Raw genomic sequence first — 26,732 nt, forward strand, 5'->3', positions numbered from 1 at the left:
GAGACGGCAATATCGTCTCATGGACAACTCTAGCGGAGTCGGCGTTCTCGACAAAGCAGCCCTCGTTCTGTCCGCGCTCGAGTCCGGGCCGGCGACCCTGGCCGGGCTGGTCGCGGCCACCGGTCTGGCCCGCCCGACCGCGCACCGGCTCGCGGTGGCGCTCGAGCACCACCGCCTGGTCGGACGGGACATGCAGGGACGGTTCGTGCTCGGCCCGCGACTGAGTGAGTTGGCCTCCGCCGCCGGAGAGGACCGGCTGCTGGCGACAGCCGGCCCGGTGCTGGCGCGACTGCGCGACATCACCGGTGAGTCGGCGCAGCTCTTCCGCCGCCAGGGTGAGTACCGCGTCTGCGTCGCGGCCGCCGAGCGTCCGTCCGGTCTGCGCGACACCGTGCCGGTCGGCAGCCAGCTGACCATGGCGGCCGGCTCCGCCGCTCAAATACTGCTTGCCTGGGAGGACCCGGAGCGGATGCACCGCGGCCTCCACAACGCGACCTTCAACGCCGCCGCGCTGGCCGGCGTACGGCGTCGCGGCTGGGCGCACTCGGTCGGTGAGCGCGAGCAGGGCGTCGCGTCCGTGTCGGCCCCGGTCCGCTCCCCCAGCGGCAAGGTGATCGCCGCGGTGTCCGTCTCCGGCCCGATCGAGCGCTTGTCCCGCCAGCCCGGCCGCATGCACGCCCCGGCTGTCATGGCCGCGGCCGAGCGTCTCTCGGAGGCGTTGCGCCGCGCGTCAGAGTAGCCAGACTTCACCTGTTCCACTGTCGATCAGTGCGGCGTGATCCGCGGTCGCCTCGAGCGGCAGCACGTCGTACACAGCTGCAGCCAGGATCGGCAGCGAAGCCAGTGGAACGCGAGGCGCAAGGGTGCAGTGCGGCACCCAGCGCCCTGGTTCGTAGTGGCGGTGGAGATCAGCGCCGGTCTCCCTGACCGCCGAGACTGCTTTCTCCTGCAGCTCCAGCACGTCGACGCCGACCGCCGGCACCAGCCAGGCCCGACCGCGCCGGAACGTCCCGAGCGCGTCGAAGTACAGACCGACAGGCCCGTCCATCAAGGGCTGCACGGCCGTCGTAACCTTCTCCTGGTCCCACTCCCGCAGCACCGCGAGGGACAGGTGCGGCACATGCCGCCCGTGGGTGTGCGACTTCAGCGTCGGTACACCGCGGTCCTCCAACCGGTCCCACAGCGCCCGCAGGATCCGGTCGGTGCGTCGATCGAACAGCAGGCACACCGCCAGCGCCATACCGGCACAGTACGCCCGGGCCGTTGTGCACTGCCGGTTGCGAGGTCACGATGGGCTTGGGAGGTGGGGACATGGAGCGTGAGTGGCTCACCATCGGCTGGAAGTCCCTGGTCATCCGGGGAGCGATCGGTGTCGTGTTCGGCATCCTGGCGATCGTCTGGCCGATCGAAACCGCGATCGCCCTGGCGCTGCTGTGGGGCTTCTGGGCCCTGATGGACGGCATCGGGTCGCTGGTGCAGGCGTTCCGGCCGGAGTCCAAGGGCAGCGGCCGGGTGTGGCTGGTGCTGCTCGGGGTGATCGCGCTCGTCGCGGCGTTCTTCGCGATCTTCAGCCCGGGCGTGGCGGCGGTGACGCTGACCTGGATCCTCGGCATCTGGCTGATCGTGCGCGGCCTGTTCGAACTGTTCGGCGCGTTCACCAGCAACCACGTGATGCCGCGCTGGCTGCTGGTCCTGAACGCGGCGCTGTCGATCCTGATCGGCATCCTGTTCGTCGCCAACCCGGGCGCCGCCGCGGTGGGCATCGCCGTCTTCCTCGGCTGCGTGGCCCTGCTCTGGGGCGTCGTACTGATCGGAGCCGGCCTGGCGGTCCGCCACACGCTCAGCGGCCCGGAGGCCACGACCACCCCGTCCCCCGCCTGACCGCGACACCACGGAACCTGAAGGCTTACGACTGCTGGGCTTTGTCCAGGCCGCGACGAACGGCCACGGCGGCGGCCTGGACCCGGCTCTCGACGCCGAGCTTCTGCAGGATATGCGTCACGTGGACGCTCACCGTCTTGGGACTCATGTAGAGGGCGTCGCCGATCTCCCGGTTGGTGCTGCCCCCGGCGAGCAGAGCAAGCACCTGCCGCTCCCGGTCCGTCAGCCCCTGCGGCGCCTTCGGTTCGGTGGGGACGGCTCGTCCCATGTCGATGCGGGCGAGTCGTCCGAGTTTGTCGATGTGCTCGAGCAGCGGAGCCGCGCCAAGACGTTCGGCGAGGCCTCGCGCGGCGACGAGTTGCTCGGCGGCGGCACGCCGGGCGGCAGCACCTGAGCTGCCGGCGAGGATCGCCTCGGCCGCGCGCAGGCGTGCCCGCGCCTCGTCGTGCGGCCGGCCGACCGCGCCCCACACCGTTGCCGCGATCAGCCACGGGTCCGGATCATTGGCGCCGGTTGCCCGAGATCGTTCGCCACTGATGACCGCGTTCACGGCGGCTCCGGTGCGGCCCGTCGTGATCACGTCCCCGAGCATCGCGACCAACTGTTCGAGCTGCTCAGGCTCAGCGGCGGTGCCCGCGGCCTCGAGCCCGGCGGTCAGCAGGTCCGCCGCGTCGTCGGGCCCGAGGAGCCGGTCGGGCGTCGTCCGTGCGATCGACAGGACCAGCTCGAGCGCTTCGCCGGGACGTCCGGTGTAGAGCAGGAGCCGGGCGCGTGCCTCGCCGTACAGGCTCAGGAACTGCGGCTGATCTCGCTCGCCGAGTGCGTCGACTTGTGCTTGCAGCTTCTCCGCCGCCGCCAGGTCACCGCGCGCCAGGTGAACCAGCTGCAGCACGGCCTGGAAGAAGCCCAGATCGGACGGCTCCGACGGGTCGGGCATCCAGGCGATCGCCTCGTCCCACCGACCCGCCTCGTAGAGCGCGAGGACGACGTTGGCGTCCATGATGTCCTCGAGCCAGTGCCGTCCCAGCATCAGCCGGCCGACCTCCCGCCGGACGAGCGCCGCGACCTGCGCGGCTCGGTCCGGGTCTCCGAGTCGCCAGTGGGCGTCGGTCAGCACGACGCCGGCCAGGGCGAGATCCTCGGGCTCGGCCAGTTTGTACGCGATCGCAAGGGCGGTCTGACGATGCCCGAGCGCCTCGGACAGGCGACCTTCGAGACCAGCCTGAACGCCGAGCAAGCCATGCGCTATCCCGACCGTGCGGAGGTCTCCGCACTTGGCGCCGAGCTCGAGCGCGGTCCTTGCCGGGCCGAGCGCTTCGTCCCATCGCGAGCAGGTGCCGAGCGCCATCGCGCGGGCAGCGCAGATTCGGGCCCACGTCGGTTCGTCGTGCGCAGACGTCAGCCGCTGAGCGAGTTCGACGTCGCGCAGCGCCTGCTCGGTGTGTCCGACAGTCGTGCCGAGCCAGCAACGGGCGAGGGCCGCCCGCACGACTTCGTCGTCCGCGTCGGACATGGCCGTCAGGTCGCCCTCCAGCAGGGCCATGGCGCTGTCTGTTTGACCGACAGACGCCAAGTGGGTTGCCGCCGACACCAGCAGCGCCAGCTTCTCCGGTACGTCGTCCCGCACCTTGCGGGCCGAATCCCACAGTGCTGCGGCGACGGCGTACCAATGACCTGCCTCCGCGATCGCGTACCGCTGCTCGGCCGCAACCGCAGCGCGCACCGACCAGACGAGCCCGTCGTCAGGGTCGTCCGCGCGCCGATGCTGCTCGGCGACCTCCGCGACCGCGGCCGCGGTCGGCCGCGCAGAAAGAACCGACTCCAGGTGTCCCGCCATTCTGCTGTGCAGCTGTCGTCGATCGCGCGACAGCAACCGTTCGTACGCGACCTCGGCCAGCACGGGGTGACGAGCAGACGACCCGCGTCCGGGGTCGCGCACCATGAGGCCGGCCTCGCAGGCCTGCCAGACAGCGTCGGGGTCACCGGAGGCCGCGGCAAGCATCTCGTCGTCGGTCAGCGGACGGCCAAGCGTCGCGGCGGCAGCGACCACCGTCCGTGCCTGCGTCTCGACGGCGTCGAGCCTCGACACCAGCACTTGGCGCAGCGACTCCGACGGATTCGCACCGTCACGCGCAAGCTCCGCGTTGAGGTACGGGTTGCCCGCGCTGCGTCCGTACACCGCGGCCACCAACTCTGCGGAGCACTCCGGCAGTTGCCGGCTGGTCTCCTCGAGTGTGAGTCGGCGAAGCGCCACCTCGGTGACGGACGGGCCGCGCACCTGCTCGCTCAGCCACCGTGCTCGCTCGGGGCCGGTTTCCTCGTCCCGCCAGGTCAGCAAGACCAGCAGACCGGTAGCGGGCAGGTTGCGGCTCAGATGGGCGATGAAGTCGAGCGTCGACCCATCCGCCCAGTGCATGTCCTCGACAACGAGCACCGCGCCGCCCTCGGCGATCTCCCCCACCGTGCGCAGCATCGACTCTGCGGCCCACGCGCGTCCCGCCGCGACCGAGGTGAACACTTCGCCGACGGCGGCTTGGCCAACCCCGAGGGCCGCGTCCAGCCCGCCGTACGCCACGGTGCCGGACAGCGGCGCACACGCACCGCTCAGGATCCGCAAACCCGCAGCGTCGGCATCCGCGACGGCGGCGCGAACCAGCGTCGTCTTCCCGATCCCCGCTTCACCGCGCACGACGGCAACTGCCGACGCCGCCCCCGGCAGCCGAGCCATCAAGCCTTTGATCAGCGCGAGCTCCTGCTCGCGGCCGACCATCGCCCCGCCCACGCCACCATCATGCGCCCGTCCGCGGCGGCTAAGGCATCGGCGGCAGCTTTCTAAGGACCCGCAGCGCGGATTGCGGGGCGGATGCCCGATGTGCTCGCACGGTCCGCGGACGGACGGTGGGAACACCAGAAACACCGCCAGGAGGAACCATGAACCACAAGTACTCGATCATCGCCGTACCCGCCCTCGCGGTCGCCGCCGTTGTGCTCGCAGCGTCCGAGTCGAGCGCCGGGGTGCCGCCGGAGGACCCCGGGCCGGCCACCACGGTCGCGCCGAACAACCCCGGACCACCGAACTATCCCAACTACGACATCCGGACCAGCACCACCACCGGGACCGGCTCCAGCAGCTCGGCCGACGACACCGCGGTCGAGATCCTCCAAGCCGGCGCCGCTGCGATCGGCGGTGCGGGGATCGCCCTGGCCGGCACCTGGGTGTACCGGCGCCGGCAGACCCACACCGCCTGAAACCAGGAAGCGCCTCACACCGGAGGGGTGTGAGGCGCTTTCTCTGGTAGCCCCGACGGGATTCGAACCCGCGCTACCGCCTTGAGAGGGCGGCGTGCTAGGCCGCTACACAACGGGGCCAGAGGTTTGTCGTCCGGTCCTTGCGGGCCGGGCAACGAGGCTGAACTCTACCGATTTTCATCGGTGCGGTCCAATCCGCTGGGGTACTAGGACTCGAACCTAGACTAACTGAACCAGAATCAGACGGGCTGCCAATTACCCCATACCCCAAAGGCATTTCACTGCCGCTGTGAGTTTGTCTCCGCCCTCACAACCTGGCTCGAAGAGAGTACCCGAGCAAGGGCCGAGACACCAAAACGAGGTCCCGCCGGCGGGTTGTCACTCCCGTCACACCAGCCTCTTGCCTGGCAACGGCGCAGCGGTCAGCGGCAGGTCGCAGACGGCCGCCAGCTTCGACCGCCGCGCGATCCACAACGCCACCAGACCGAACGCGGCGAACTTCGCCACGTCGGCGATCACGAGCCCCCACGGCGCGTCCTTGGCGCCCAGGCTGTCGCCCACGCTGTCGGTCAACGCCGCGAACACGAACGTCACCACGTTGTTCGCCGCGTGCACCGCGATCGACGCCTCCAGGCCGCCGGTGCGGACGACGAGGAATCCGGCCACCAGCCCGAACGCGAACCGGTCCAGGAACAGCGCCGGGCTCTCCCACGGCCAGATCCCGTGCGCCATCGTGAACAGCACGGTCGTGACCAGCACCGCGATCAGCGAGCTGCGCACCAACGCACCAACCGCCTGCAGCAGGTAGCCGCGGAAGAAGTACTCCTCCCCCGCGGCCTGGAACGTCGACGTGAGCAACGTGACCGCAATCACCCCGGCGGCATCCGGCGCGATCCCGCCACTGCCGTCGCCGAGCGTCTCGACGCCGCCGAACTGGATCACGCCGACCATCACCAGCTCGATCAGCACAGCGGCCACCGCGAACCAGGCCAGCGGCCGCCAGCGCAGCTGCCCGGCCACCGAGGACAGCAGCCCCGGCGCCTGGCGGTTCAGCTTCTGCGCCACCAGCATGCAGAGCGGGATCAACACGATCAGCGACAGGTTCGTCGCCAGCAACCCGAACCACGAGACAGTGCCCTCGGGGTCCTTCCGGATGCCCTGCTGGACGAGCGCGATCACCAGGCTGGCGAAGATCCAGCCCGCGTAGATCGTGAAGGCCCCGAGGACCACGTACCCGGCCGGCGTGATCGGGTTGCGCAGCAGCCGGTGGTACGGCGCCGGGGTCGCGTCGGGCATCACTCCGCCAGCAGGGACGCGCGGGCGCGCTCGAGCCGGTGCAGCGACTTCTCCCGGCCGAGCAGTTCCAGCGACTCGAACAGCGGCGGCGAGATCCGGCGCCCGGAGATCGCCACCCGGACCGGGCCGAACGCGTTCTTCGGCTTCAGACCGAGTCCCTCGATCAGCGACGTACGCAGGGCCGCCTCGATCGCCTCGGTGGTCCAGTCGACGTCGGCCAGCGCCTTCACCGACGCCTCCAGGACGGCGCCCGCGTCACCGGTGAGCACCTTGCCGGCGGCGTCCGGGTCGAGGGTGAACGCCTCCTCGTCGACGAACAGGAAGCCGAGCATGTCGACGGACTCCGACAGCGAGTTCATCCGCTCCTGGACCAGCGGCACGGCGGCGTGCAGGACGGCGAGCTGGTCCGCCGACGGCTCGACCGGGAGCACCCCGGCCTTGGCCAGGAACGGGATCATCCGGTTCCCGAAGTCGTCGGCCGGCAGCATCCGCATGTGCGCGGCATTGATCGCCTCGCACTTCTTCGGGTCGAACCGGGCCGCGTTCGCGTTCACCTTGCGGATGTCGAAGGCCTCGACCATCTCCGCCATCGTGAACACGTCGCGGTCCTCGGCGATCGACCAGCCGAGCAGGGCCAGGTAGTTCAGCAGGCCCTCGGGCAGGAAGCCGCGCTCCATGTACTCGCCGAGGCCGGCGCCGGGGTCGCGCTTGGACAGCTTCTTGTTGCCCTCGGTGCCCATCACGAACGGCAGGTGACCGAACCGCGGGGTCCGGCCGCTGCCGACGCCGATCTCGGCCAGCGCCTCGTAGAGCGCGATCTGCCGCGGCGTCGACGGGAGCAGGTCCTCGCCGCGCAGCACGTGGGTGATCTCCATCAGCGCGTCGTCGACCGGGTTCACCAGCGGGTAGAGCGGGTAACCGTTCGCCCGGACCAGCACGTAGTCGCCCAGGTTCTCCGGCAGGAAGGTGATCTCGCCGCGGACCAGGTCCTCGAACACGATCGGGCGGTCCGGCATCCGCAGCCGGACCACGGGCCGCCGGCCCTCGTCGACGTACGCCTGGACCTGCTCCTCGGTGAGCCGGCGGCAGTGCCCGTCGTACCCGCTGTGCTGCCCGGCGGTGCGGGCGGCCTCGCGGCGCTGGTCGAGCTCCTCCTGCGAGCAGTAGCAGTGGTACGCCTTGCCGGCCGCGAGCAGCTTGGCCACCACGTCGGCGTAGATGTCCATCCGCTCGGACTGCTTGTACGGGCCGTACTCGCCGCCGACCTCGGGGCCCTCGTCCCAGGTGAGGCCGAGCCAGCGCAGCGACTCGAGCGTGTAGCCGAGGGCCTCCGGAGTGTTCCGGGCCTGGTCGGTGTCCTCGATCCGGAGCACCAGCGTGCCGCCGTAGTGCCGCGCGAAGGCCCAGTTGAACAGCGCGCTGCGGATGTTGCCGACCGTCAGCAGCCCGGTCGGGGACGGCGGGAAGCGCACCCGCACCTTGTTCGGTTCCAGGTCGCCCAGCACGTCGTCAGTCACGCACGATCACCTTGTTCGTCAGAGTTCCGATTCCTTCGACGCTGACCGACACCTCGTCGCCGGGCAGCATCGGGCCGACCCCCGCCGGGGTGCCGGTGAGCACCACGTCGCCGGGCAGCAGCGTGGTGAAGGAGGTGATGTAGGCCAGCACCTCCGGGATGCCGAAGATGAACTGCGAGGTCCGCCCGTCCTGCTTCGGCTCGCCGTTCACCGTCGTGCTGACCTGCAGGTCGGACACGTCCAGCTCGGTGCTGATCCACGGGCCGAGCGGGCAGAACGTGTCGTAGCCCTTGGCCCGGGCCCACTGCCCGTCGGTCTGCTGCAGGTCGCGCGCGGTGACGTCGTTGGCCACCGTGTAGCCGAAGATCACCTCGTTGACCCGCTCCTTGGGCAGGTCGCGGCAGATCCGGCCGATCACGATCGCGAGCTCGCCCTCGAAGTGCAGGTTGTTGGTCTGCTCGGGGTAGACGATGCCGTCGCGCGGGCCGATCACGCTCGTGTTCGGCTTCAGGAAGATCATCGGCTCCTTGGGAACCTCGTTGCCGAGCTCCTCCGCGTGCGCGGCGTAGTTGCGGCCGACGCAGACCACCTTGCTGCGCGGGATCACCGGTGCCAGCAGCCGGACGTCGGCCAGTTGCAGCTTCTCCCCGGTGAACTGGACCGGCCGGTAGAGCGGGTCCGAGTCGAGCACGGAGACGGTGCCGACGAGCCCTTCGGGGTCGTCGGTCTCGACGACGCCGTACTTCGGCTCGTCGTCCACGGAGAATCTGGCGATACGCACGGCCCGAGCCTACCGTCGGCCCGGGATGAGACAGTTATCCGGTGACTGTAGAGATCCGGCTTGCCCGGCCCACCGAGTACGACGCGGTCGGTGAGCTGGCCGCGGACGCCTACGCGCACGACGGATTCCTGAAGCCCGGCTACGCGCAGACCGTGCGCGCCGCGGCGAACCGGGCCGCGAAGGCGGAGCTGTGGGTCGCGGCGGACGCTACTGGTCTGCTCGGCACGGTTACTTACTGTCCACCCGGCTCGGTCTACCGGGAGATCGGCCTGGACGACGAGGGCGAGTTCCGGCTGCTCGCCGTACCGGGTCGTGCCCGTGGGCTGGGCATCGGGACGGCGCTGACCGTGCGCTGCATCGAGCGCACCCGCGAGCTCGGGCTGTCCAGGATCGTCCTGAGCAGTGCGTCGTACATGGCGGCCGCGCACCACATCTACGAGCGACTCGGCTTCGTCCGCCTGCCCGAGCGAGACTGGTCGCCGCTCGCCGACATCGATCTCTACGCCTTCGCTCTGGACCTGTGACCGTCACGCTGCCCCGCTCGGAATGGACGTCGTCGGCTGACGCCCATGGCGCCCGCGTCGACTCGTTGGTCGCGGACCACCTGGACCGCCGGCGTCGCCGCGAAGCGCACCCGGTCGAGGACTTCCTGTTCACCTACTACCCCATCCGCCCCAACCAGCTCCGCGTCTGGCACCCCGGCCCCGGCGTCCGGCTCCTCGACGCACCCGAGTACGACGGACGCCGCGGCTACACGTCCGTCGCCGGCGTGACCGTCCTGGATCCGGCCGAGGTCGACCGGCGGCGCGACAGCATTCAGTGGATTCGCGAGCTGCTCGCGGCGACCGCGGACCGCCAGCCGCAGTTCGGCTGCTTCGGGATGCACGAGTGGGCGATGGTCTACCGGACGTCCGACGTACGGCACGAGAAGTGGCCGTTGCGACTAGGTGCCGAGGGCACCGATCGGGTGGTCGAGTCGCACAAGATCGCCTGCTCGCACTTCGACGCCTTCCGGTTCTTCACCACGCCGGCGCGCGGGCTGAACGTCCTGCAGCCCACCCGCGAGTCCCAGCCGGCGCTGGAGCAGGGCGGCTGCCTGCACGCCAACATGGACCTCTACAAGTGGGCCGGCAAGCTGATGCCGTTCACACCGAGCGCCTTGGTCCTGGACTGTTTCGAGCTGGCTCGCGACATCCGCACGTTGGACATGCGCGCCTCGCCGTACGACCTGTCGGCGCTCGGCTATCAGCCGGTCGCGATCGAGACGCCCGCCGGAAAGGCCGAGTACGCCGCCGCCCAGCGCGCCTTCGCCGCCCGCGCCCTGCCGCTGCGGCGGCAACTCGTTGCCTTGTGCGACGAACTCCTCCAGCCGGGTGGTTGAATGCGGCCGTGCTCAAGGGACCGGGTCGTCGACACGACTCGGCCGTCAGCGTCTAGGCTCGTGGCATGGGGAAGATCGTCGCGATCGCGCTAGGCGTCCTGCTCACCGTCTGCGGCGCCGTCTTCACGTTCCAAGGGCTCGGTTATCTCGAGGGCAGCTCGATGACCGGCAGCAGCTTCTGGGCCATCGTCGGCCCGATCATCGCCGCCGCCGGGGTGTCACTGCTGTACGTCGCGATCCGCGGGCCGCAGCAACGCCGCTAGCAGGAGCAGGGCGAACATCACCAGCAGCAGGATCCAGCGCGGGTCGTTGAGCATCAGGTCGTCGAACGCCTGCGTACGTTCGGCCGGCGTCAGCGGCTGCGTGGAGTGGCTGGAGTCGGCCCAGCCGAGGCGGGCGGGGACGAACGCGAGATAGGTCCAGACGCGCATCGCGAAGTAGAGCGCGGCGGCGGCCACGATCAGGAACCGGCGCCGGCCCGGACGCCAGCCGACGTACAGGATCAGTGGGATGACGAGGATCTCGAGCACGCTGTTGACCGCGATGTAGTACGGGATCGACGGCAGGAACATCTGCCCCAGCGCCTCGCCGGTGAGCGACGTGCTGTTCAGCGCACCCTTGAGCAGCAGGATCGCCATCAGCCCACCACACCCGGCAAACGCGAACCCAGCCGCGCCAACCGCAATCAACACATCCTCAGCCCGCGCACCACGCCCGCCAACTCGCCGCCGCGACGAGCCTCGCGATCCCCCGGCGAGCCAGTGCGCGAGCAGGCACATCACCCCGCCCCACGCCGCGCCGGCCAGCACGGCGACCGGCCAGGGCAGGAACTCGCCGAGGTTGAACAGTCCCGTGATCAGGGCGCTGAACGCCACCACCAGGTAGTACGGCTTCATCCCGACTCCTCTCTCCTGGCTGGGAGTCAAGCATTTCGCTGCTTGAAGCAGCTACTGCTGGAAGCAACTACCGGGGAAGAGTCAGGGCAACCCTTAGGTTTGGCCTATGGCGAGGAAGCGGGCGGAGCTACTGGCGGCGTTGGTCCAGGAGATGCCGTGGTACGTCTCGGCCGCGACTCGCTACCAGATCGCCGTCGCCGACCAGCTCGGCATGCCGTTGACCGACGTCCACGCGATCGGCGCCCTGCTGGAGATCGGTCCGGCCGGAGTACGGCGGCTGGCCGACCTGATGGGGATGACCACCGGCGCCGTCACCCGCCTGGTCGACCGCCTCGAACGGGCCGGCTACGTCCGCCGCGAGCCCGACTCCGCCGACCGCCGCCGGGTCGTCGTCCAGGTCGTCCCAGAACGCGTCGCCGACATCGCCCGCTACTACGAACCCATCGGCGAACGCTGGCAGCACCAGGTCTCCGCCTACACCGACGCCGAACTGGCCTTCCTCCTCGACTTCCTCCGCCAAGGCCGCGAAGACGCCCTGACCGAAACCACCAACCTCCGCACCCAAGGCCGCGCCCACGCCACCCGACGCCGAGCCGCCTCAGACTGACTCAGGCCGGCGTGCGCAGCAGCGCCCACTGGTAGTGCATTGGACCGCCGACGCTCCAGTCCAGCCACTGCTCGATCGTTCCGTGACGCGCAAGCGCTTCCTGAACAGCACTGTCGGTGCGAATGCTGAAGAAGCGGCCGGGCCCGTGACCGCTGTCGTCCTGCCAAACCCGCTCTCCGCCCACTTCGTCACCCCACAGCCCGACCCCCAACGGCGCACCCGGCTGCAACACCCGCACGATCTCCGCCAACGCAGCGTCGAGATCCTCGTCCGCCACATGCAGCAACGTACTCATCGTCCAGCCCGCCTCGAACGCCCCGTCCTCGAACGGCAGCTCGAGCACAGACCCGACGTACGCCGTCAGACCAAGCGACCGGCAAGCCTCGACGCTGGCCGGTGCCAGATCGACCCCGGTGTAGTCGAGCCCCGCTGCCAGGAGCGCCTCGCCGTCGCGGCCAGGTCCACAACCGATCTCCACGACCGATCGACGCCCCTCGGCGTGCAGCAGGCCGACAAAGTCCTTCCGTACGTCGATCCTGGCGTCGGGCAACTCCCGATCCCGACGGTCCTGCACCTCGTTGGTGTAGTAGTCGATCAGATCACTCTCGCGCTGCGCCCGGTCGCTCATCGAGGCACAGTACCGGCGAAGAACGCCAGGAGGTGACGGTTGACCTGGTCCGGGCAGTCCAGCTGGGGGACGTGACCACAGCCGTCCAGGATCACGAGCTGGTCGTTCGGGAGCAGTTCCGCGAAACGGTACGCGCGCTCGACAGGCTGAATGGTGTCCTGCTTGCCCCAGAGCACCAGCGTCGGCGTCTTGGTGGCAGGGATGGCGGCTTCCGACGGCGCCCAGTCCAGACGCCGTTCCAGCAGGTAGGTGGCGCGGATGTTGTCGTGGAAGGTCATCGGAGCCCACCACTCGTCCAGCAGTTGCTCGGTGAGGCGGCCCTTGTTGACCAGCATGCCCTCGGCCAGCCCGCGAACGGTGGACTTGCCGGTGGACAGCTTGACCGCCAGTTCGCCGATGACGGGGATCTTCAGCGATTCCCACATCAGGGTGCCCCGCAGGTCGAGTCCGGTGGCGTCCAGCAGAGCCAGCCGCGTGACACGATCGGGGTGACGCTGGGCGAAGGCCAGGGCCCAGCCGCCGCTCCAGGAGTTGCCCGCCAGCGCGGCCTGCCGGACGCCGACGCCGTCCATGAACGCGCCGACCGCGGAGACCATGGCATCCAGGTCGAAGGCGAAGCCGGAATCCTTCAGCTGGGTGTAGCCCTGACCGGGAAGGTCGACCACGTACACCGTGTGGTCACGGGCCAGCACGTCGACTTGATCCTTCCAGCCGATGACAGAAGTGCCGCCGGGCGAGAGCAGGATCACCGGCGCGCCGGATCCGGCCCGGACGTAGTGGAAGCGGGCGATGGGCGTCTCGGCGTACCGTGATCCGACCTGGGCCAGGTACGGCGAGCGGTATGCGCGGCCCTCCTCGGCCGGCTGCCAGCCGTACGCACCGAACAGCAGCATGGCCAGCAACACTGCCAGCGCAGCCGCCAACCAGCGGCGCCAGCGCCGCTTGCGAGCCGAACGGGCGGTTGAGGGTTGAGGTGTGTTGTCCAGGTTGACCATGGTGACCCCTTGGCTTGGTCCAGCAGCTGTTCGCACGTCTGGACACCTGGGCGTCGACCGCGCGTGACACCGCGGCTGATGAAACAGCTCACACGCAGCGAAAGAACTCGATCTGGTCGGCAACCGCCCGATCCCGGAACGCGGGGTCTGTGTAGAAGGTGAAGTGAGTGCCTGGGTAGGCACGCAGTTCGCCTCGCGGCGCACGGTCGGCAAGCTCTCTGGCGGTCTCCAGCGGCGTCTCACGATCCTCAGTTGCGACGCAGACCAGCAGCGGGCAGGCCAGGCGTCACTCGCTTCGGAGTCTCCCGAGCAACCATCTATCGCCATCTCGAAATCTCATGATTATGAGACTTGATTTTGAGACTGGCTATTTTGAGACGGTCGCTTTGAGGGCGAAGAGGAGGGGGACGCGGGGCGACTCGTCGGGGAGGCGCCACCAGCCTTCCGGAGTTTGCTGCATGGTGGGCCAGCGAGGCCATTGGAGGACTTCGGACTCGCGGAGGCTGGTGATGGTGAAGCCGTTGGCGGCGAGGGTGGTGACGAGCTCGCCGAGGCCGTGTCGCCATTCGTAGCTGCGTTGCCGACCGGGGACTTCGTCGCCGGTGTACGTCACGGTCGAGTCGTGCGCGATCGGACCGCGACCTTCCAGGTAGTCGGTGCGAATCGTCAGCTCCTCGGACTCACCGGGCAGCGACACCGGCCGAAGCGCATTGAGGAGCGGGTGAAACTCGACGATGTACAGGGCACCACCGGGCTTGAGCAAGTCGCGGACGACCTTCGCCCAGGGCTGCAGATCCGGCAGGTAGCAGAGCGCACCCTTGCCGGTGTAGACGACATCGAACTGACGACCCCGCACTGCCTCGACGGCGTCGTACACGTTGGCGTGCACATACTCGACTGCCTGCCCCGACTCGGCCGCGATCCCGCGCGCTTCCTCGAGTGACTTCGCCGACAGATCCAACCCGACAGTCCGCGCCCCACGACGCGCGAACGCGATCGTCTCAGTCCCGAGGTGACATTGCAGGTGCAGCACGTCGCGGCCCTCGAGCGGACCGAGGTCCTCCCACTCGTAGTCCGCGAACCAGTACTCCGCCGGCTGATTGTAGAACTGGCTGGCCGCGTGCAACGGCGCCCGCGCGTCCCAGTCGGCCTCGTTGGCCGCCACCATCTGCCGAGTCTCCGCGTCCAGGCTCACCGGCTCCTCCGTCCGCTCGCGTTCAGCCACGGCCCAGTCTGCCCAAGCCCAGGTCCACATCTCCGCGCTCATGCTCATCGGCGGTTCTCACTCACAGTCATGACGTGGGCCCCGCCGGACGGCGGGGCCCACCCCCGTCGTCAGAACGTCGCTTCGGCCGTGACCTTCACGTAGGCCTTGCTGAACCGCCCATCCGGGACGCAGTTCAGCACCTGGGTCTGGCCCGGCTCCAGGTCGCTGCTGTTGCACTGGACGTTGCCCAGCACCTCGCCGGTCTTGCTGAGGAACTTGAAGTGCAGAAATGCGGTCGAGGTGGTGTCGCTGACGTTCTTCACCTTGCCGGTGATCGAGAACATCTCGGCCTGGCTGGTCACCGTCCAGCCGGCCAGCGTCTGGTGCTTGCCGATCGAAAACGCCTTCCCCACAGCGACTTCCTGCGGTTCGGTGCGAGCCGTCGACTCCTGCACGCTCTTGGCGATCTCGTCGCCGGCCGACGCCACGAAGGCCACACAGCCGCCGATGCCGAGGAAGCTCAGGGCCAGCAGAACGAGAAAGACGTTCCGCACCGTGTGCTTCTTCTTCGGCGGCTGCTGGTACTGCGGTGCCGACTGAAACTGGGCATGCTGCTGCTGCGGGTACTGCGTCACGATTCCCCCCTCGGAATACGGTCAGACGTGGCGGCGCCGCGGCCTTCCGGCCGTTCCCCCGGCGCGTCACTCCGCGTGACTCTACCCCGGATCGCAACGCTGAGTAATCACGATTCGGTCTCACTCTCCTTCACCTCCTTGCTGCCTTGTTCAAGGTTGTGGAGTAAGCTTGAACAAGGAAGGGACGTGGTCATGGCGCGGGTGGAGTTGCATCGGTGGCCTGGGCACCCGGACGGGTTCACCCGGGCCGAGCGGCTGGGCGGGTCGTACGAGCTGTATTTCCCCGATCCTTTGGTTGAACGGACGTTCGACCTGAGCGACGACGCGCTGGCCGCCTTGGAGGACGCGGCCGGCGATCTCGCCCGGCTCGACGCGACGGCCGCCGTCCTGACGAACAGCGAGGCGTTGGCGCGACTGCTGCTGCGGGCCGAGGCGGTCGGGTCGTCGCAGATCGAAGGACTGGTCGTCGGCGCACGCCGCCTGCTGAAGGCCGAAGTCCTGCAGGAGCGACAGCGTGACGTGACCGCCGAAGAGGTGCTCGGCGCCGTCGACGCGATGACCTGGGTGACGGAGTCCGTGCACGCCGGTGACAAACTCGAGGTCGAGCACCTGCTCGAAGCCCACCGTCGGCTGATGGCGCACTCGCCGACGCCGGAGGTCGGTGGCGAGGTCAGGTACCTGCAGAACTGGATCGGCGGCCGCTCCCCTGCCGAGGCGTACTACGTCCCGCCGCCGGCGCAGTCGGTCCCCGAGCTCCTCGCCGACCTGATGGCATTCGTCCGCGAGTCCCGCCTGCCGGTGCTGGCGAAGACCGCGATCGCGCACGCACAGTTCGAGACCATCCATCCCTTTGCCGATGGCAACGGACGGACCGGCCGCGCGCTGATCCACCTGATCCTGCGCGCCGAGGGCCTGGTCGAGCGGACAGTCCCGCCGGTGTCGCTGTCGCTCGCGACCCACGCGACGCAGTACATCGAGGCGCTCACCGCCTTCCGGCACGTTGGCAAGCCGACCACCCCGCGGGCCCGCACGGCAGCCAACCAGTGGCTGCTGATGTTCGCCGCAGCGTGTAGCCACGCCACCGCGGAGGCCGCCCGCTTCGAGCGAACGGCGGCCGATCTCAAGAGCGCCTGGCGGGACCGCGCCGCACCTGTGCGGGCCGGCTCGGCCGTGGAGTTGCTGATCGAGACGCTGCCCGCCGCCCCGGTGCTCACCCTCGCGGGCGCGGCGAAACTGATCGACCGGTCGCAACAGGCCGCCAACCAGGCGCTCGCGCGGCTGGTCGAAGCTCGCGTCCTGCGGGAGGTCACCGACGGCCGCCGGAACCGCGTCTACGAGGCTCCCGAACTGATCGACGCCTTCACCTTGCTGGAACGGCGTTTCGCCAGCCCGGCGGCCGATACGCGGATCGAACCGCCTAGCAGACCGGTCCCGTCGAGGCCAGAACCAACACGCAGCGCTCATTGACTTTCCCCTCCCGTTCGGGCAACAATTCGAACACATGTTCGATCCTGCTGCAAAATCCGACCGGGAGCGTGAGGAACCGTGATGCCGGAGCCGTTCGACTGGGACATCCTGTACCGCCCATCGGCGATGGCGATGGTCCGCGGCCAGCTCGGCTTCAGCTGGATGGTGCTGTCCACCCGGCTCGCGGAGCTGACCGACGAGCAGTACTTCTGGCAGCCGAGCGGCGAGGCGCTGACCGTCGTCCGGCGCCACTACGCCGGCCGGTTCCGGTCCCTCGGTTCCGGCGAGTGGGTCGCGCAGTGGCCGGATGAGCCGGACCACCGTGGCCCGCGCACGATCGCGTGGCTGATCGCCCACCTGACCGAGGCGTTCTTCGAGCGCTGGGAGTGGACGTTCGGCGAGCGCAGGCAAGGACGCGCCGACATCACGCTGCACGGCAACGCCCGCGACGCCGTCGCCTGGCTGACGCACTGGGTCGAGACCTGGCGTGACTCGGTCGCCGCGCTGGACGAGGAGCAGGTGATGACGGTCGGCCTCAGCCAGGCGACCGAGCTCGACGCCGCCGAGCCTTTCGGTCACGTCGTGCTGCGTCTCAACCGCGAGCTGATCCACCACGGCTCCGAGATCATGACGCTGCAGGACCTCCACGCGGCGGCGGCTGAGACGCGGGGCGGTGGGGACCACAAGATGTGCGACACGCGGCGTGGCGCTGCCACAAAATGTCGGAGCCGCCACCTAGCATCACTACTGCTGGTGGTTCGGAGGCATCAACACCACAAGATGTGGGTGACTCCGAGGCAACAGGGGAATCCGGTGCGAATCCGGAACTGCCCCGCAACGGTGAGCGGAACCCTTCCGCAAGTCCGAGTACCTGCCACCGGCGCGCGCACCGCCGGTGCGCGCGGTCCGAGACCTCGAGGGCGGGTCGCAGGGCGTGACAGGCGCAGTCCCGGCCGGTGCTGCCTGTCCCGTCATGCTTCCCGCCCGCGAGACGAGGCCCTCCGAACTCGCGTGGAAAGAGCATCTGTGACCGTCACTTCCTCATCACGACCGGGGGCCGACCAGCCGTCGATCGAGCTGACCGTCGTCCGCCGCGACGGCAGCAGTACGGCGTTCGACCAGTCCAAGATCGCGGTCGCCATGACCAAGGCGTTCCTCGCCGTCGAGGGCGCCGACGCGGGCACGACGCATCGGGTCCGGGACCTGGTGACCGACCTGACCGGCCGGGTCGTCGACGCCCTGACCAGTCGTGGCCCCCGCCACCACCAAGCCCGCCGCAGCGTCCAGGTCGAGGACGTCCAGGACCAGGTCGAGCTGGCGCTGATGCGCGCCGGCGAGCACCAGGTCGCCCGCGCCTACGTCCTCTACCGGGAGGAGCGTACCCGCGCTCGCACGCCCGCCGACCCGGCCGGTGTCACCGAGAAGCCGGCCATCACCGTGCGCGCGGCCGACGGCAGCGCGGCGCCACTCGACCTCGACCGGCTGCGTGTGATCGTCGCCGAGGCTGCCGACGGCCTCGACTCGGTCGATCCGCAGTTGATCCTCGACGAGACGCTCGGCTCCTGCTACGACGGCATCGGCCAGCACGAGGTCGAGCTCGCGCTGGTGATGGCCGCCCGGTCGTACGTCGAGACCGAGCCGCAGTACAGCTTCGCCGCCGCCCGCCTGCTGCTCGACCAGATCCGCCGTGAGGCGCTCGGCCGGGTCCACGGTGAGCCACGGCAGGCGAGCCAGGCCGATATGACCACGGCGTACCCGGAGTACTTCCCGGAGTACATCCGGACCGGGATCGAGGCCGGCCAGCTCGACCAGGAGCTCGCGAGCTTCGACCTGACCGCGCTGGCGGCCGCGATCAAGCCCGAGCGTGACCTCGACTTCGCGTTCCTCGGACTGCAGACTCTCTACGACCGCTACCTGCTGCACATCGACAAGGTTCGGTACGAGCTGCCGCAGGCCTTCTTCCTGCGGGTCGCGATGGGGATGGCGCTGCGCGAGGACGACCGGGAGGCGCGGGCGATCCAGTTCTACGAGCTGCTCAGCTCGTTCCGGTTCATGTCGTCCACGCCGACGCTGTTCAACTCCGGCACGACCAGGCCGCAGCTGTCGTCCTGCTTCCTCACCACGGTCGAGGACGACCTGGGCGGCATCTTCACCAAGATCCGCAACAACGCCCTGCTCGCCAAGTACTCCGGCGGCCTCGGCAACGACTGGACCCCGGTCCGCGGCATCGGCGCCAGGATCCGCGGAACCAACGGTGAGTCGCAGGGCGTCGTACCGTTCCTGAAGATCGCCAACGACACCGCCGTCGCGGTCAACCAGGGCGGCAAGCGCAAGGGCGCGGTGTGCGCCTACCTGGAGACCTGGCACATCGACCTCGAGGAGTTCCTCGACCTCCGCAAGAACACCGGCGACGAACGCCGCCGGACCCACGACATGAACACGGCGAACTGGGTGCCCGACCTGTTCATGCAGCGCGTCGAGGCCGACGGCCAGTGGACGCTCTTCTCCCCCGACGAGGTCCCCGACCTCCACGATCTGTACGGCGCTGCCTTCGCCGAGGCCTACCGCGGCTACGAGGAAGCGGCGGACCGGGGCGAGATCAAGGTGTTCCGCCGGGTCCGGGCGGTCGAGCTGTGGCGGCGGATGCTGACCGTGCTGTTCGAGACCGGCCATCCCTGGATCACCTTCAAGGACGCCTGCAACCTGCGGTCGCCGCAGCAGCACGACGGCGTCGTCCACTCGTCGAACCTGTGCACCGAGATCACCCTCAACACCACTGTCGACGAGACCGCGGTCTGCAACCTCGGTTCGGTCAACCTGGTCGCGCACCTCACCGACGACGGCCTCGACGCCGAGCTGCTGCGCGACACCGTGAAGGCAGCGGTCCGGATGCTCGACAACGTCATCGACGTGAACCTCTACACCACCCCGGAGTCCGAGCGCGCCAACCAGCGGCATCGCCCGGTCGGTCTCGGCCTGATGGGGTTCGCCGACGCGCTGTTCCGGCTGCGGATCCCGTACTCCTCCGACGCGGCCGTCACCTTCGCCGACACCTCGATGGAGCAGATCAGCTACCACGCGATCGAGGCCTCCAGCGACCTCGCCGCCGAGCGCGGCCGCTACTCGACGTACGACGGTTCGCTCTGGAGCCAGGGCGTGTTGCCGATCGACTCGATCGCGCTGCTGCGGAGCGCCCGGGACGGCGACGTGATCGTTGACGAGAGCAGACAACTCGACTGGGACCTGCTCCGGGCGAAGGTCCGCCGCGACGGCATGCGCAACTCCAACGTGATGGCGATCGCGCCCACCGCGACGATCTCCAACATCTGCGGGGTGAGCCAGTCGATCGAGCCGGCGTACAGCAACCTGTTCGTGAAGTCGAACATGTCCGGCGAGTTCACCGTGGCGAACCCGTACCTGGTCGCCGACCTGAAGGCGCGCGGGCTGTGGGATCAGGTGATGGTGTCGGACCTGAAGTACCACGACGGCATCCTGGCCCGGATCGAGCGGGTCCCGGCCGACCTGCGTGAGCTGTACGCGACCGCGTTCGAGATCGAGCCGCGGTGGCTGGTGAAGGCGGCGTCGCGACGGCAGAAGTGGATCGACCAGGCGCAGTCGCTCAACCTCTACATGGCCGCGCCGTCGGGCCGGGCGCTGGACGAGCTGTACCGGTCGGCATGGCGTCATGGCCTCAAGACGACTTATTACCTGCGTTCCCAGTCAGCGACCCATGTGGAGAAGTCCACGCTGCAAGGCACCGATGGGCGGCTGAACGCCGTACCCGTCTCGCTCCCGTCGCCCGATCCGCTGGCCGCTCCCCTGCCCGAACCGACCGGAGCCGTGTGCTCCCTCGACGACCCCGACTGCGAGGCCTGCCAGTGACCACCGGACTCGGAGAGATCGCGGTCGGCGCCGGACGGGTGCACGTCGACGACAAGGCGATGATCAACGCGCGGGCGGACGTGAACCAGTTGCTGCCGCTGAAGTACCGGTGGGCCTGGGAGAAGTACCTTGCCGGATGCAACAACCACTGGATGCCGACCGAGGTGTCCATGCAGGCCGACATCGCACTCTGGAAGTCTCGCGACGGCCTGACCGACGACGAGCGGATGATGCTGAAGCGGAACCTCGGCTTCTTCGCCACTGCGGAGTCGCTGGTCGCCAACAACATCGTGCTGGCCGTCTACCGGCAGCTGACCAACCCCGAATGCCGGCAGTACCTGCTGCGCCAGGCGTTCGAGGAGGCCGTGCACACGCACACGTTCCAGTACATCTGTACGTCGCTCGGCCTGGACGAAGGCGAGTTGTTCAACATGTACCGGGAGGTGCCGTCGATCTCGGACAAGGACGCCTGGGCGCTGAAGTACACCCAGCACCTGGAGGATCCGGACTTCCGCACCGGGACGCCGGAGGCCGACACCGCGTTCCTGCGAGACCTGATCGCGTTCTACGTGGTGTTCGAGGGGATGTGGTTCTACACCGGGTTCGCGCAGATCCTGTCGCTGGGCCGGCGGAACAAGATGGTCGGGATCGCCGAGCAGTACCAGTACATCCTGCGCGACGAGTCGATCCACCTGAACTTCGGCATCGACTGCATCAACCAGATCAAGCAGGAGAACCCGCACCTGTGGACGGCGGCGTTCCAGGCCGAGGTGCGGCAGATGCTGACCGAGGCGTGTGAGCTCGAGGTCGCGTACGGGCGGGCGACGATGCCGCACGGCATGCTCGGACTGACCGCAGAGCTGTGCGAGCAGTACATGCACTTCATCACCGACCGCCGCGCCGAGCAGATCGGCCTCGCGCCCATCTTCGGCGAGACCCGGAACCCCTTCGGCTGGATGTCGGAGGTGATGGACCTGAAGAAGGAAAAGAACTTCTTCGAGACCCGAGTCATCGAGTACCAGTCGTCGAGCGGCCTGACCTGGGACTGACCAGACAACAGGCAACCCCCGGGCTGAGCCCGGGGGTTACCCGCGGTGAGTCGGTCGGCCCGGACACGCCCGGGGTTACCCGCCGTGAGCCGGTCGCCCCGGACCACGCCCGGGGTTACCCGCCGTGAGCCGGTCGGGCCGGGCCCGGCCCGTAACCCTCCCACCGCACACGGGGGTGCGCTGGCCGGCTGCCGCGGCGGGTGGGACGACCCTCCCGTCGGTGGGGCGGCGGTGGTTTGGTTAGCGGGGGTTGTTGGCGTGGGTGAGGGTTTCCCAGGCGTAGAAGTAGTTGGCGCCGGCGGGGCGTTTGGACTCGGTGTAGCGCAGGGTTGTGGGCAGCTGCTGGCCGAGGCGGTTGTGGTAGTGGTTGTAGACGATCTCGGTGACGGCGCCGAGGCCGAGCTTCACCGTTCCACCGCACAGGTTTGACGGTGGTGGTGTGCCGGTCTCCAGGCGGGTGTGGAAGTAGTAGCCGTCGGTGAGTCGCCTGTTGACCTCGCCGTACAGGTTGACGCCCTGGTGCCACGCCGTCTCCGCGACGTGGGTGGCGGCGGTGAGGCCCCAGCCGGTGTGGCCGAAGTCGCGGCAGGTCTCCTGCGCGAGCCCGTCCGAGAACGTCGACTGGCCCTGCCAGTAGGCGACGATCTCCTCGCGGGTGTCCTTTGACGAGCAGGTGGACGGCGCCTTCGGCCAGGGCCCGTCGCTCTTCTGGTAGATGTACCCGGGCACCCGCCCGCGCCAGATCTGGATCGCCTTGTCGAACGCCGGCCGGTCGTCGAGGAAGACCGCGATCCCGATCGCCGCGTCCATCATGATCAGCTCCCAGTTGCCGTTCTTGCAGCCGGCACCGTCCCGGATCTCGGGCAGGTACACGTCGCGCAGCATCCGCTCGAACCGGGCACGCTGCGCCCACTGGCCGCCGTACGTGTACTTGATCAGGTCACCGGCCCGGGAGAACGAGGCGCCGGACCAGCCGGTCTGGAGCGGGGCGTTCGAGTTGGTGTGGTCCTGCAGCACCGCGGACCACGCGTCCATGATCTCGATCGCCTTGCGGGCGTAGCGGACGTCGCGGGTGATGTACCACTGGAGTGCGTGGGTGTACGCCGCGAGCGCGTCGTTGCGCTCGTCGGAGCAGCCGTTGTTCGGGTTCGAGTTCGAGCCGCACTCGACGATGGCCCGAGGCTTCGGCGTGTACGACAAGGCGGCGTACGTGCTCGCCTGCATCGCGTCGTACGCCGCCTTCTGCGGCTGAGCACCCGCCAGCACCTGCTGCCGGGCGAAGTCGAGTTGTGCCTTGTCGACCAGTACGCCGGGATGCGTGAACGCAGCCGGCTTCGGTGTCGGCGGTAGCGCGGCGACGCCACGATCAGCCGGTACGACGACGGCTGCCGCGGCGACCAGCGTGGCTACCAGGGTGACGAGGAGTGGGCGGTGCAGACGAGTCATGACTGCCTCCTGTGGGGCGGTTGGCGACAGGACGCTACCCACGACTCGCCTATTAGTAAACCTTTCTGACCTAATTCACGGCAGCGGATTGTGGTGACCGATGCGGGTGATGCGCTGCGGCTTGGTGAAGAGTTCCACCACAATCGGGTCGAGCTACTGCTGGAGTTCCGATGAAGATCGCTTGCCAGGAGCAACTGCTGCCCGGTGCCACGCTGCAGGAGAAGTGGAAAGGGGTGGAGCTGTTTCTCGAGCCGTTCAACCGGTAGGAGGACCACATGGTCAACCGGTTGGAGCAGGCGGTCGGGCTGGACTCGGTGCGGATCGGGATCGACAGTTGCCACATGAACATCGAGGAGCCCGACCCGTCCGCGGCGATCGTTGCCGCAGCGCCGTACATCGGCCACGTCCAGCTGAGCGACTCAAACCGCTTGCAGCCAGGCGCCGGCCATCTGGACTGGGCAGCATTCCTCGGCGCCCTGGAAGCAGTGGGCTACAACCGCTACCTCGCAATCGAGTGCCGCCTGGCGGGAGATCCCATCGAGGCAGTTCGCTCAATCCCACCCGTAGTCAGGCGATACACATGACCCGACCAGAACCGGGACCAGGCCGGGGGGACCCGCGAGCTGTGCGGGCTGCGGCGGCTCGGGTGTTGTTCGGCAACTGGACCGGGCACTCGACGGTGCCGTCGCACTCGCTGTATCCGCATCAGTGGAGTTGGGACTCGGCGTTCATCGCGATCGGGTTGCGGCACCTGTCGCCGCGGCGGGCGCAAGTCGAGTTGGAGTCGCTGCTCGGTGCGCAGTGGGCGGACGGCCGGATCCCGCACATCAGCTTCTCCCCCAGCGTGCCGCGGGACGCGTACTTCCCGGGTCCAGACTTCTGGCAGGCAACCGCGCGCGGCGGGGTCGAGACATCCGGGATCGTGCAGCCGCCAGTGCATGCGCTCGCGGTCTGGCTCACGCACCAGGCCGACGCCGACGAGTCGGTACGGCGTGGATTCCTCGCCAGGATGTATCCGAAGCTCGTGGCCTGGCACCGCTACCTGCGGGAGCGCCGGGACCTCGGCGGCAACGGCCTGGTCGCGATCGTGCAACCGTGGGAGTCCGGGATGGACAACAGCCCCGCGTGGGACGAGGCGCTCGCGCGCGTGGAGCCAGCCCCGCTCGACTCCTTCACCCGACGCGACACCGATCACGCCAGCGACCACGACCGCCCCACCGACCTCGACTACGGCCGCTATGTACAACTGGCCGCGACCTACCGCGACTACGGCTACGACGACACCCGGACGCCGTTCGCGTTCGCACTGGAAGATCCCTGCTTCAACGCCCTACTGATCGCCTCCGAGCACGCCCTGGCCGCGATCGCCGCGGAACTCTCCCTAGACCCCACACCACACCTGCAAGCCACCGCCGACCTCACCCAAGCCCTCACCCAACTGTTTGCCAACAGCAACTTTCACGCCCGCGACCTCCGCGCGGGGCAGCTCGTGGCGGCGGATACTGTGGCGGGGCTCATCCCGTTGCTCGTTCCGGGGCTTCCGCAGGCTGCGGAGTTGCTGGCTACTGCGCGGGGGGCGAAGTTTCGGTTGGGCCACGTGCGGATGGTGCCTAGCTACGACCTGACCGGGCCCGCGTTGGAGCCTGGGCGGTACTGGCGTGGGCCGAGCTGGTTCAACACCGCGTGGCTGATTCACCGCGGCCTGGTCCAACTCGGCGAGCACGACCTGGCCGACAATCTGCGCGCTGACGCGCTGGACCTGGCGACGTCCACCGGCTTCGCGGAGTACGTCGAACCCTTCACCGGCGAACCCCGCGGCGCCCAGGACTTCTCCTGGACCGCCGCCCTCACCCTCGACCTACTCGCCAACGCCCCGAACGGCCACTCCGAAACTCAGCACCCGACCCAGTAGCCCGCGCAGCGGGGTGCACCGACCGCGCGGCGGGTGGCCTGAGCCCGCGGCGGTGGGCTGGGCGTGCGGGGTCAGCTGAGTTCGACTTCCAGGACGCCGATGATCTTCTCGAGGCGGGCGGCTACGCGGTCGGCGTCGAAGCCGTTGCCTTCGACGACTATGCGGAGGAGTCCGTCGTCCAGGGACAGGGAGAGCTCGCGGACGTCGTAGGGGTTGAGGAGTACGGCGATGCGGGCGAGCAGCCCGCCGGTCTCCACCACCGTGGCGGTGAAGACGGTTTGGGTTTGCTGGGCAGCGAGGACGGTCATCGGGCCACCTCCTTGTGGCGGAGGAGGCCGTAGGTGACGCCGTCGACGAGAGCCTCCCAGGACGCCTCGACGATGTTGTGGCCGACGCCGACCGTCACCCAGGAGCCCTCGCCGTCCGCGGTCTCGATCAGGACTCTGATCACCGCGTCCGTCCCGTGCCCCTGGTCGAGGATGCGGACCTTGTAGTCGACCAGCTCGAACTTGTTCACCACCGGGTACGCGCGCTCGATCGCCGTCCGCAGCGCGTGGTCGAGGGCGTTGACCGGGCCGTTGCCCTCACCGGTGACGATCTCCCGCTCGCCGCCGGCCACCAGCTTCACCGTCGACTCCGACACCGCCTCGCCGTCGGCGCGCGACTCGGTGATCACCCGCCACGACTCGACGTCGAAGAAGCTGGCCCGCTGACCGGTGACCTCCTCGGTGAGCAGCAGCTCGAACGACGCGTCCGCGGCCTCGAACGTGTACCCGCGGGCCTCCATCTCCTTGACCCGCTCGGTCACCCGGCTGACCAGATCGCGGTCGTTGCCGAGGTCGAACCCGAGCTCGCGCCCCTTCAGCTCGATACTCGCCCGGCCGGCCATCTCGGAGACGAGCATCCGCATGTCGTTGCCGACCAGGGCGGGATCCGTGTGCTGGTAGAGGTCGGGATCCACCTTGATGGCGCTGGCGTGCAGCCCTGCCTTGTGGGCGAAGGCGGACACACCGACGTACGGCTGCCGGGTCGACGGCGGCACGTTCGTCACTTCGGCGATCGCGTGCGCGATCCGGAACGACTCGGCCAGCTTGCCGGGCGGGAGCAGTTCCATGCCCCGCTTCAGCTCGAGGTTGGCGACGATCGCGAGCAGGTCGGCGTTGCCGGTGCGTTCGCCGTACCCGTTGATCGTGCCCTGGACGTGCGTGACGCCGGCCTCGACGGCGGCGATCGAGTTCGCCACCGCGCAGCCGGCGTCGTTGTGACAGTGGATGCCGAGCCGGGCCCCGGTGGATTCGAGGACGTCGCGGACGACGTCCTGGAGCTCCCGCGGCAGCGTCCCGCCGTTGGTGTCGCAGAGCGCGACGACGTCGGCGCCGGCTTCGGCGGCTACTCGTACGACTTCGAGCGCGTAGTCCCGGTTGGCGCGGTAGCCGTCGAAGAAGTGTTCGGTGTCGAGGAAGACCCGCTGGCCGTGCTCGCGCAGGTGCGTCACGGTGTCGGCGACCATCCGGAGGTTCTCGTCGAGCGTCGTGCGCAGGGCGCGCTCGACGTGCGCATCGTGGCTCTTGGCAACGAGTGTGACGACCGACGTGCCGGAGTCACGCAGCGCGGCGACCTGCGGGTCGTCGGCAGCGGCGGACTCGGGCTTGCGGGTCGCGCCGAAGGCGGCGAACGTCGCGTTGCGCAGGTGCAGCTCGGTCCGGGCCCGCTCGAAGAACTCGGTGTCCTTCGGCACCGCGCCCGGCCAGCCGCCCTCGATGAAGCCGACCCCCAGGTCGTCCAGGTGCTGCGCAATGGCGATCTTGTCGGCCACGGACAGCGCCAGCCCCTCCTGCTGCGCGCCGTCGCGCAGAGTCGTGTCGTAGACGTGGAACTCGTCCGAGATGCTCATGGTCGGCCT

The 26,732-nt window shown here is 69.0% G+C and carries 25 protein-coding genes, 2 tRNA genes, 1 pseudogene and 1 riboswitch; of the genes and pseudogenes, 13 read left to right on the plus strand and 15 right to left on the minus strand.

Annotated features, from left to right (window positions below; genetic code table 11):
- Nucleotides 1–19 precede the first annotated feature (19 nt).
- Nucleotides 20–739: an IclR family transcriptional regulator gene (locus ACWCOV_RS02160; protein WP_012922430.1), complete on the plus strand. Its 720-nt coding sequence runs from the start codon at nt 20–22 to the stop codon at nt 737–739.
- Here the strand turns inward: ACWCOV_RS02160 and ACWCOV_RS02165 are convergent.
- Nucleotides 731–1,240: a 2'-5' RNA ligase family protein gene (locus ACWCOV_RS02165; protein WP_449827375.1), complete on the minus strand. Its 510-nt coding sequence runs from the start codon at nt 1,238–1,240 to the stop codon at nt 731–733. The genes ACWCOV_RS02160 and ACWCOV_RS02165 overlap by 9 nt on opposite strands.
- A gap of 71 nt (nt 1,241–1,311) precedes the next feature.
- On the opposite strand from ACWCOV_RS02165, the gene ACWCOV_RS02170 reads away from it, so the two are divergent.
- The gene (locus ACWCOV_RS02170) at nt 1,312–1,881 is read left to right on the plus strand and encodes an HdeD family acid-resistance protein (RefSeq protein WP_449827376.1); all 570 of its coding nucleotides are present in this window, start codon (nt 1,312–1,314) and stop codon (nt 1,879–1,881) included.
- Nucleotides 1,882–1,906: 25 nt separating this feature from the next.
- Here the strand turns inward: ACWCOV_RS02170 and ACWCOV_RS02175 are convergent, their stop codons facing one another.
- Nucleotides 1,907–4,663 (minus strand): helix-turn-helix transcriptional regulator, encoded by a 2,757-nt coding sequence (locus ACWCOV_RS02175; protein ID WP_449827377.1) that lies wholly within the window; start codon nt 4,661–4,663, stop codon nt 1,907–1,909.
- 149 nt (nt 4,664–4,812) lie between these two features.
- On the opposite strand from ACWCOV_RS02175, the gene ACWCOV_RS02180 reads away from it, so the two are divergent.
- The gene (locus ACWCOV_RS02180; RefSeq protein ID WP_449827378.1) at nt 4,813–5,130 is read left to right on the plus strand and encodes a hypothetical protein; all 318 of its coding nucleotides are present in this window, start codon (nt 4,813–4,815) and stop codon (nt 5,128–5,130) included.
- 44 nt (nt 5,131–5,174) lie between these two features.
- Here ACWCOV_RS02180 and ACWCOV_RS02185 read toward each other — a convergent pair.
- The 5 genes from ACWCOV_RS02185 to ACWCOV_RS02205 all read right to left on the minus strand — a co-directional run bounded on the left by ACWCOV_RS02185 (nt 5,175) and on the right by ACWCOV_RS02205 (nt 8,724).
- Nucleotides 5,175–5,250 (minus strand) — tRNA-Glu (locus ACWCOV_RS02185).
- 78 nt (nt 5,251–5,328) lie between these two features.
- A tRNA-Gln gene (locus ACWCOV_RS02190) sits at nt 5,329–5,400 on the minus strand.
- A gap of 117 nt (nt 5,401–5,517) precedes the next feature.
- Nucleotides 5,518–6,426 (minus strand): CPBP family intramembrane glutamic endopeptidase, encoded by a 909-nt coding sequence (locus ACWCOV_RS02195; RefSeq protein WP_449827379.1) that lies wholly within the window; start codon nt 6,424–6,426, stop codon nt 5,518–5,520.
- On the minus strand, nt 6,426–7,943 hold the full coding sequence (gene gltX, locus ACWCOV_RS02200; RefSeq protein ID WP_449827380.1) for a glutamate--tRNA ligase: 1,518 nt from the start codon (nt 7,941–7,943) through the stop codon (nt 6,426–6,428). Before gltX ends, ACWCOV_RS02195 begins: the two co-directional genes overlap by 1 nt.
- Nucleotides 7,936–8,724, minus strand: a complete 789-nt coding sequence (locus ACWCOV_RS02205; protein WP_449827381.1) for a fumarylacetoacetate hydrolase family protein — start codon at nt 8,722–8,724, stop codon at nt 7,936–7,938. Before ACWCOV_RS02205 ends, gltX begins: the two co-directional genes overlap by 8 nt.
- A gap of 41 nt (nt 8,725–8,765) precedes the next feature.
- On the opposite strand from ACWCOV_RS02205, the gene ACWCOV_RS02210 reads away from it, so the two are divergent.
- The 3 genes from ACWCOV_RS02210 (at nt 8,766) to ACWCOV_RS02220 (ending at nt 10,368) form a co-directional block, all read left to right on the plus strand.
- Nucleotides 8,766–9,248, plus strand: a complete 483-nt coding sequence (locus ACWCOV_RS02210; RefSeq protein ID WP_449827382.1) for a GNAT family N-acetyltransferase — start codon at nt 8,766–8,768, stop codon at nt 9,246–9,248.
- Entirely contained in the window at nt 9,245–10,105 is an 861-nt protein-coding gene (locus ACWCOV_RS02215; RefSeq protein ID WP_449827383.1) for a 3-methyladenine DNA glycosylase, read from the plus strand. The genes ACWCOV_RS02210 and ACWCOV_RS02215 overlap by 4 nt, the downstream gene beginning before the upstream one ends.
- Before the next feature lie 65 nt (nt 10,106–10,170).
- The gene (locus ACWCOV_RS02220) at nt 10,171–10,368 is read left to right on the plus strand and encodes a hypothetical protein (RefSeq protein ID WP_449827384.1); all 198 of its coding nucleotides are present in this window, start codon (nt 10,171–10,173) and stop codon (nt 10,366–10,368) included.
- Here the strand turns inward: ACWCOV_RS02220 and ACWCOV_RS02225 are convergent.
- Nucleotides 10,324–11,001 (minus strand): hypothetical protein, encoded by a 678-nt coding sequence (locus ACWCOV_RS02225; RefSeq protein ID WP_449827385.1) that lies wholly within the window; start codon nt 10,999–11,001, stop codon nt 10,324–10,326. The genes ACWCOV_RS02220 and ACWCOV_RS02225 overlap by 45 nt on opposite strands.
- 106 nt (nt 11,002–11,107) lie before the next feature.
- Here ACWCOV_RS02225 and ACWCOV_RS02230 point away from each other — a divergent pair, with 106 nt between their 5' ends.
- A complete protein-coding gene (locus ACWCOV_RS02230) occupies nt 11,108–11,608 on the plus strand; it encodes a MarR family winged helix-turn-helix transcriptional regulator (RefSeq protein ID WP_449827386.1) in 501 nt (166 codons plus the stop codon).
- A 1-nt stretch (nt 11,609) separates the two neighbouring features.
- Here the strand turns inward: ACWCOV_RS02230 and ACWCOV_RS02235 are convergent, their stop codons facing one another.
- From ACWCOV_RS02235 to ACWCOV_RS02250, 4 genes are all read right to left on the minus strand, one after another.
- Nucleotides 11,610–12,236 carry a class I SAM-dependent methyltransferase gene (locus ACWCOV_RS02235; RefSeq protein WP_449827387.1) on the minus strand — a complete coding sequence of 209 codons (627 nt, stop codon included), beginning with the start codon at nt 12,234–12,236 and terminating at the stop codon, nt 11,610–11,612.
- A complete protein-coding gene (locus tag ACWCOV_RS02240; protein ID WP_449827388.1) occupies nt 12,233–13,231 on the minus strand; it encodes an alpha/beta fold hydrolase in 999 nt (332 codons plus the stop codon). The genes ACWCOV_RS02235 and ACWCOV_RS02240 overlap by 4 nt, the downstream gene beginning before the upstream one ends.
- Nucleotides 13,232–13,598: 367 nt before the next feature.
- Nucleotides 13,599–14,504, minus strand: coding sequence for a class I SAM-dependent methyltransferase (locus tag ACWCOV_RS02245; protein ID WP_449827389.1), 906 nt, complete (start codon nt 14,502–14,504; stop codon nt 13,599–13,601).
- A gap of 62 nt (nt 14,505–14,566) precedes the next feature.
- Nucleotides 14,567–15,073 carry an FxLYD domain-containing protein gene (locus ACWCOV_RS02250; protein ID WP_449827390.1) on the minus strand — a complete coding sequence of 169 codons (507 nt, stop codon included), beginning with the start codon at nt 15,071–15,073 and terminating at the stop codon, nt 14,567–14,569.
- A 192-nt stretch (nt 15,074–15,265) separates the two neighbouring features.
- Here ACWCOV_RS02250 and ACWCOV_RS02255 point away from each other — a divergent pair, with 192 nt between their 5' ends.
- From ACWCOV_RS02255 to ACWCOV_RS02270, 4 genes and pseudogenes are all read left to right on the plus strand, one after another.
- The gene (locus tag ACWCOV_RS02255) at nt 15,266–16,540 is read left to right on the plus strand and encodes a Fic family protein (RefSeq protein ID WP_449827391.1); all 1,275 of its coding nucleotides are present in this window, start codon (nt 15,266–15,268) and stop codon (nt 16,538–16,540) included.
- A gap of 132 nt (nt 16,541–16,672) precedes the next feature.
- Nucleotides 16,673–17,155 (plus strand): annotated as a pseudogene (locus ACWCOV_RS02260) (DinB family protein); the annotation flags it as partial.
- Nucleotides 17,156–17,277: 122 nt separating this feature from the next.
- Nucleotides 17,278–17,433: riboswitch (cobalamin riboswitch) on the plus strand.
- A gap of 133 nt (nt 17,434–17,566) precedes the next feature.
- Nucleotides 17,567–20,422: a ribonucleoside-diphosphate reductase subunit alpha gene (locus tag ACWCOV_RS02265; RefSeq protein WP_449827564.1), complete on the plus strand. Its 2,856-nt coding sequence runs from the start codon at nt 17,567–17,569 to the stop codon at nt 20,420–20,422.
- The gene (locus ACWCOV_RS02270) at nt 20,419–21,471 is read left to right on the plus strand and encodes a ribonucleotide-diphosphate reductase subunit beta (RefSeq protein ID WP_449827392.1); all 1,053 of its coding nucleotides are present in this window, start codon (nt 20,419–20,421) and stop codon (nt 21,469–21,471) included. Before ACWCOV_RS02265 ends, ACWCOV_RS02270 begins: the two co-directional genes overlap by 4 nt.
- 240 nt (nt 21,472–21,711) lie before the next feature.
- Here ACWCOV_RS02270 and ACWCOV_RS02275 read toward each other — a convergent pair whose 3' ends face one another.
- The gene (locus tag ACWCOV_RS02275; RefSeq protein ID WP_449827393.1) at nt 21,712–22,917 is read right to left on the minus strand and encodes an alginate lyase family protein; all 1,206 of its coding nucleotides are present in this window, start codon (nt 22,915–22,917) and stop codon (nt 21,712–21,714) included.
- A 275-nt stretch (nt 22,918–23,192) separates the two neighbouring features.
- On the opposite strand from ACWCOV_RS02275, the gene ACWCOV_RS02280 reads away from it, so the two are divergent.
- Together ACWCOV_RS02280 and ACWCOV_RS02285 are read left to right on the plus strand one after the other, a co-directional pair.
- Nucleotides 23,193–23,501 carry a sugar phosphate isomerase/epimerase family protein gene (locus ACWCOV_RS02280; RefSeq protein WP_449827394.1) on the plus strand — a complete coding sequence of 103 codons (309 nt, stop codon included), beginning with the start codon at nt 23,193–23,195 and terminating at the stop codon, nt 23,499–23,501.
- A 41-nt stretch (nt 23,502–23,542) separates the two neighbouring features.
- Nucleotides 23,543–24,829, plus strand: coding sequence for an MGH1-like glycoside hydrolase domain-containing protein (locus ACWCOV_RS02285; RefSeq protein ID WP_449827395.1), 1,287 nt, complete (start codon nt 23,543–23,545; stop codon nt 24,827–24,829).
- Between the two features lie 71 nt (nt 24,830–24,900).
- Here ACWCOV_RS02285 and ACWCOV_RS02290 read toward each other — a convergent pair whose 3' ends face one another.
- Nucleotides 24,901–25,137 (minus strand): hypothetical protein, encoded by a 237-nt coding sequence (locus ACWCOV_RS02290; protein WP_449827396.1) that lies wholly within the window; start codon nt 25,135–25,137, stop codon nt 24,901–24,903.
- Complete coding sequence (cimA, locus tag ACWCOV_RS02295; RefSeq protein ID WP_449827397.1) at nt 25,134–26,723, minus strand: citramalate synthase; 1,590 nt, start codon at nt 26,721–26,723, stop codon at nt 25,134–25,136. Before cimA ends, ACWCOV_RS02290 begins: the two co-directional genes overlap by 4 nt.
- Nucleotides 26,724–26,732 lie beyond the last annotated feature (9 nt).

The sequence above is a fragment of the Kribbella sp. NPDC002412 genome (assembly GCF_053592935.1).

Bases quoted from the DNA above. Each gene is read 5' to 3' on its own strand.
- ACWCOV_RS02160 (WP_012922430.1), top strand. From the start codon at position 20: ATGGACAACTCTAGCGGAGTCGGCGTTCTCGACAAAGCAGCCCTCGTT.
- ACWCOV_RS02165 (WP_449827375.1), bottom strand. From the start codon at position 1,240: ATGGCGCTGGCGGTGTGCCTGCTGTTCGATCGACGCACCGACCGGATC.
- ACWCOV_RS02170 (WP_449827376.1), top strand. From the start codon at position 1,312: ATGGAGCGTGAGTGGCTCACCATCGGCTGGAAGTCCCTGGTCATCCGG.
- ACWCOV_RS02180 (WP_449827378.1), top strand. From the start codon at position 4,813: ATGAACCACAAGTACTCGATCATCGCCGTACCCGCCCTCGCGGTCGCC.
- ACWCOV_RS02195 (WP_449827379.1), bottom strand. From the start codon at position 6,426: ATGCCCGACGCGACCCCGGCGCCGTACCACCGGCTGCTGCGCAACCCG.
- ACWCOV_RS02220 (WP_449827384.1), top strand. From the start codon at position 10,171: ATGGGGAAGATCGTCGCGATCGCGCTAGGCGTCCTGCTCACCGTCTGC.
- ACWCOV_RS02225 (WP_449827385.1), bottom strand. From the start codon at position 11,001: ATGAAGCCGTACTACCTGGTGGTGGCGTTCAGCGCCCTGATCACGGGA.
- ACWCOV_RS02230 (WP_449827386.1), top strand. From the start codon at position 11,108: ATGGCGAGGAAGCGGGCGGAGCTACTGGCGGCGTTGGTCCAGGAGATG.
- ACWCOV_RS02235 (WP_449827387.1), bottom strand. From the start codon at position 12,236: ATGAGCGACCGGGCGCAGCGCGAGAGTGATCTGATCGACTACTACACC.
- ACWCOV_RS02240 (WP_449827388.1), bottom strand. From the start codon at position 13,231: ATGGTCAACCTGGACAACACACCTCAACCCTCAACCGCCCGTTCGGCT.
- ACWCOV_RS02245 (WP_449827389.1), bottom strand. From the start codon at position 14,504: ATGAGCATGAGCGCGGAGATGTGGACCTGGGCTTGGGCAGACTGGGCC.
- ACWCOV_RS02255 (WP_449827391.1), top strand. From the start codon at position 15,266: ATGGCGCGGGTGGAGTTGCATCGGTGGCCTGGGCACCCGGACGGGTTC.
- ACWCOV_RS02275 (WP_449827393.1), bottom strand. From the start codon at position 22,917: ATGACTCGTCTGCACCGCCCACTCCTCGTCACCCTGGTAGCCACGCTG.
- ACWCOV_RS02280 (WP_449827394.1), top strand. From the start codon at position 23,193: ATGGTCAACCGGTTGGAGCAGGCGGTCGGGCTGGACTCGGTGCGGATC.
- ACWCOV_RS02290 (WP_449827396.1), bottom strand. From the start codon at position 25,137: ATGACCGTCCTCGCTGCCCAGCAAACCCAAACCGTCTTCACCGCCACG.
- cimA (WP_449827397.1), bottom strand. From the start codon at position 26,723: ATGAGCATCTCGGACGAGTTCCACGTCTACGACACGACTCTGCGCGAC.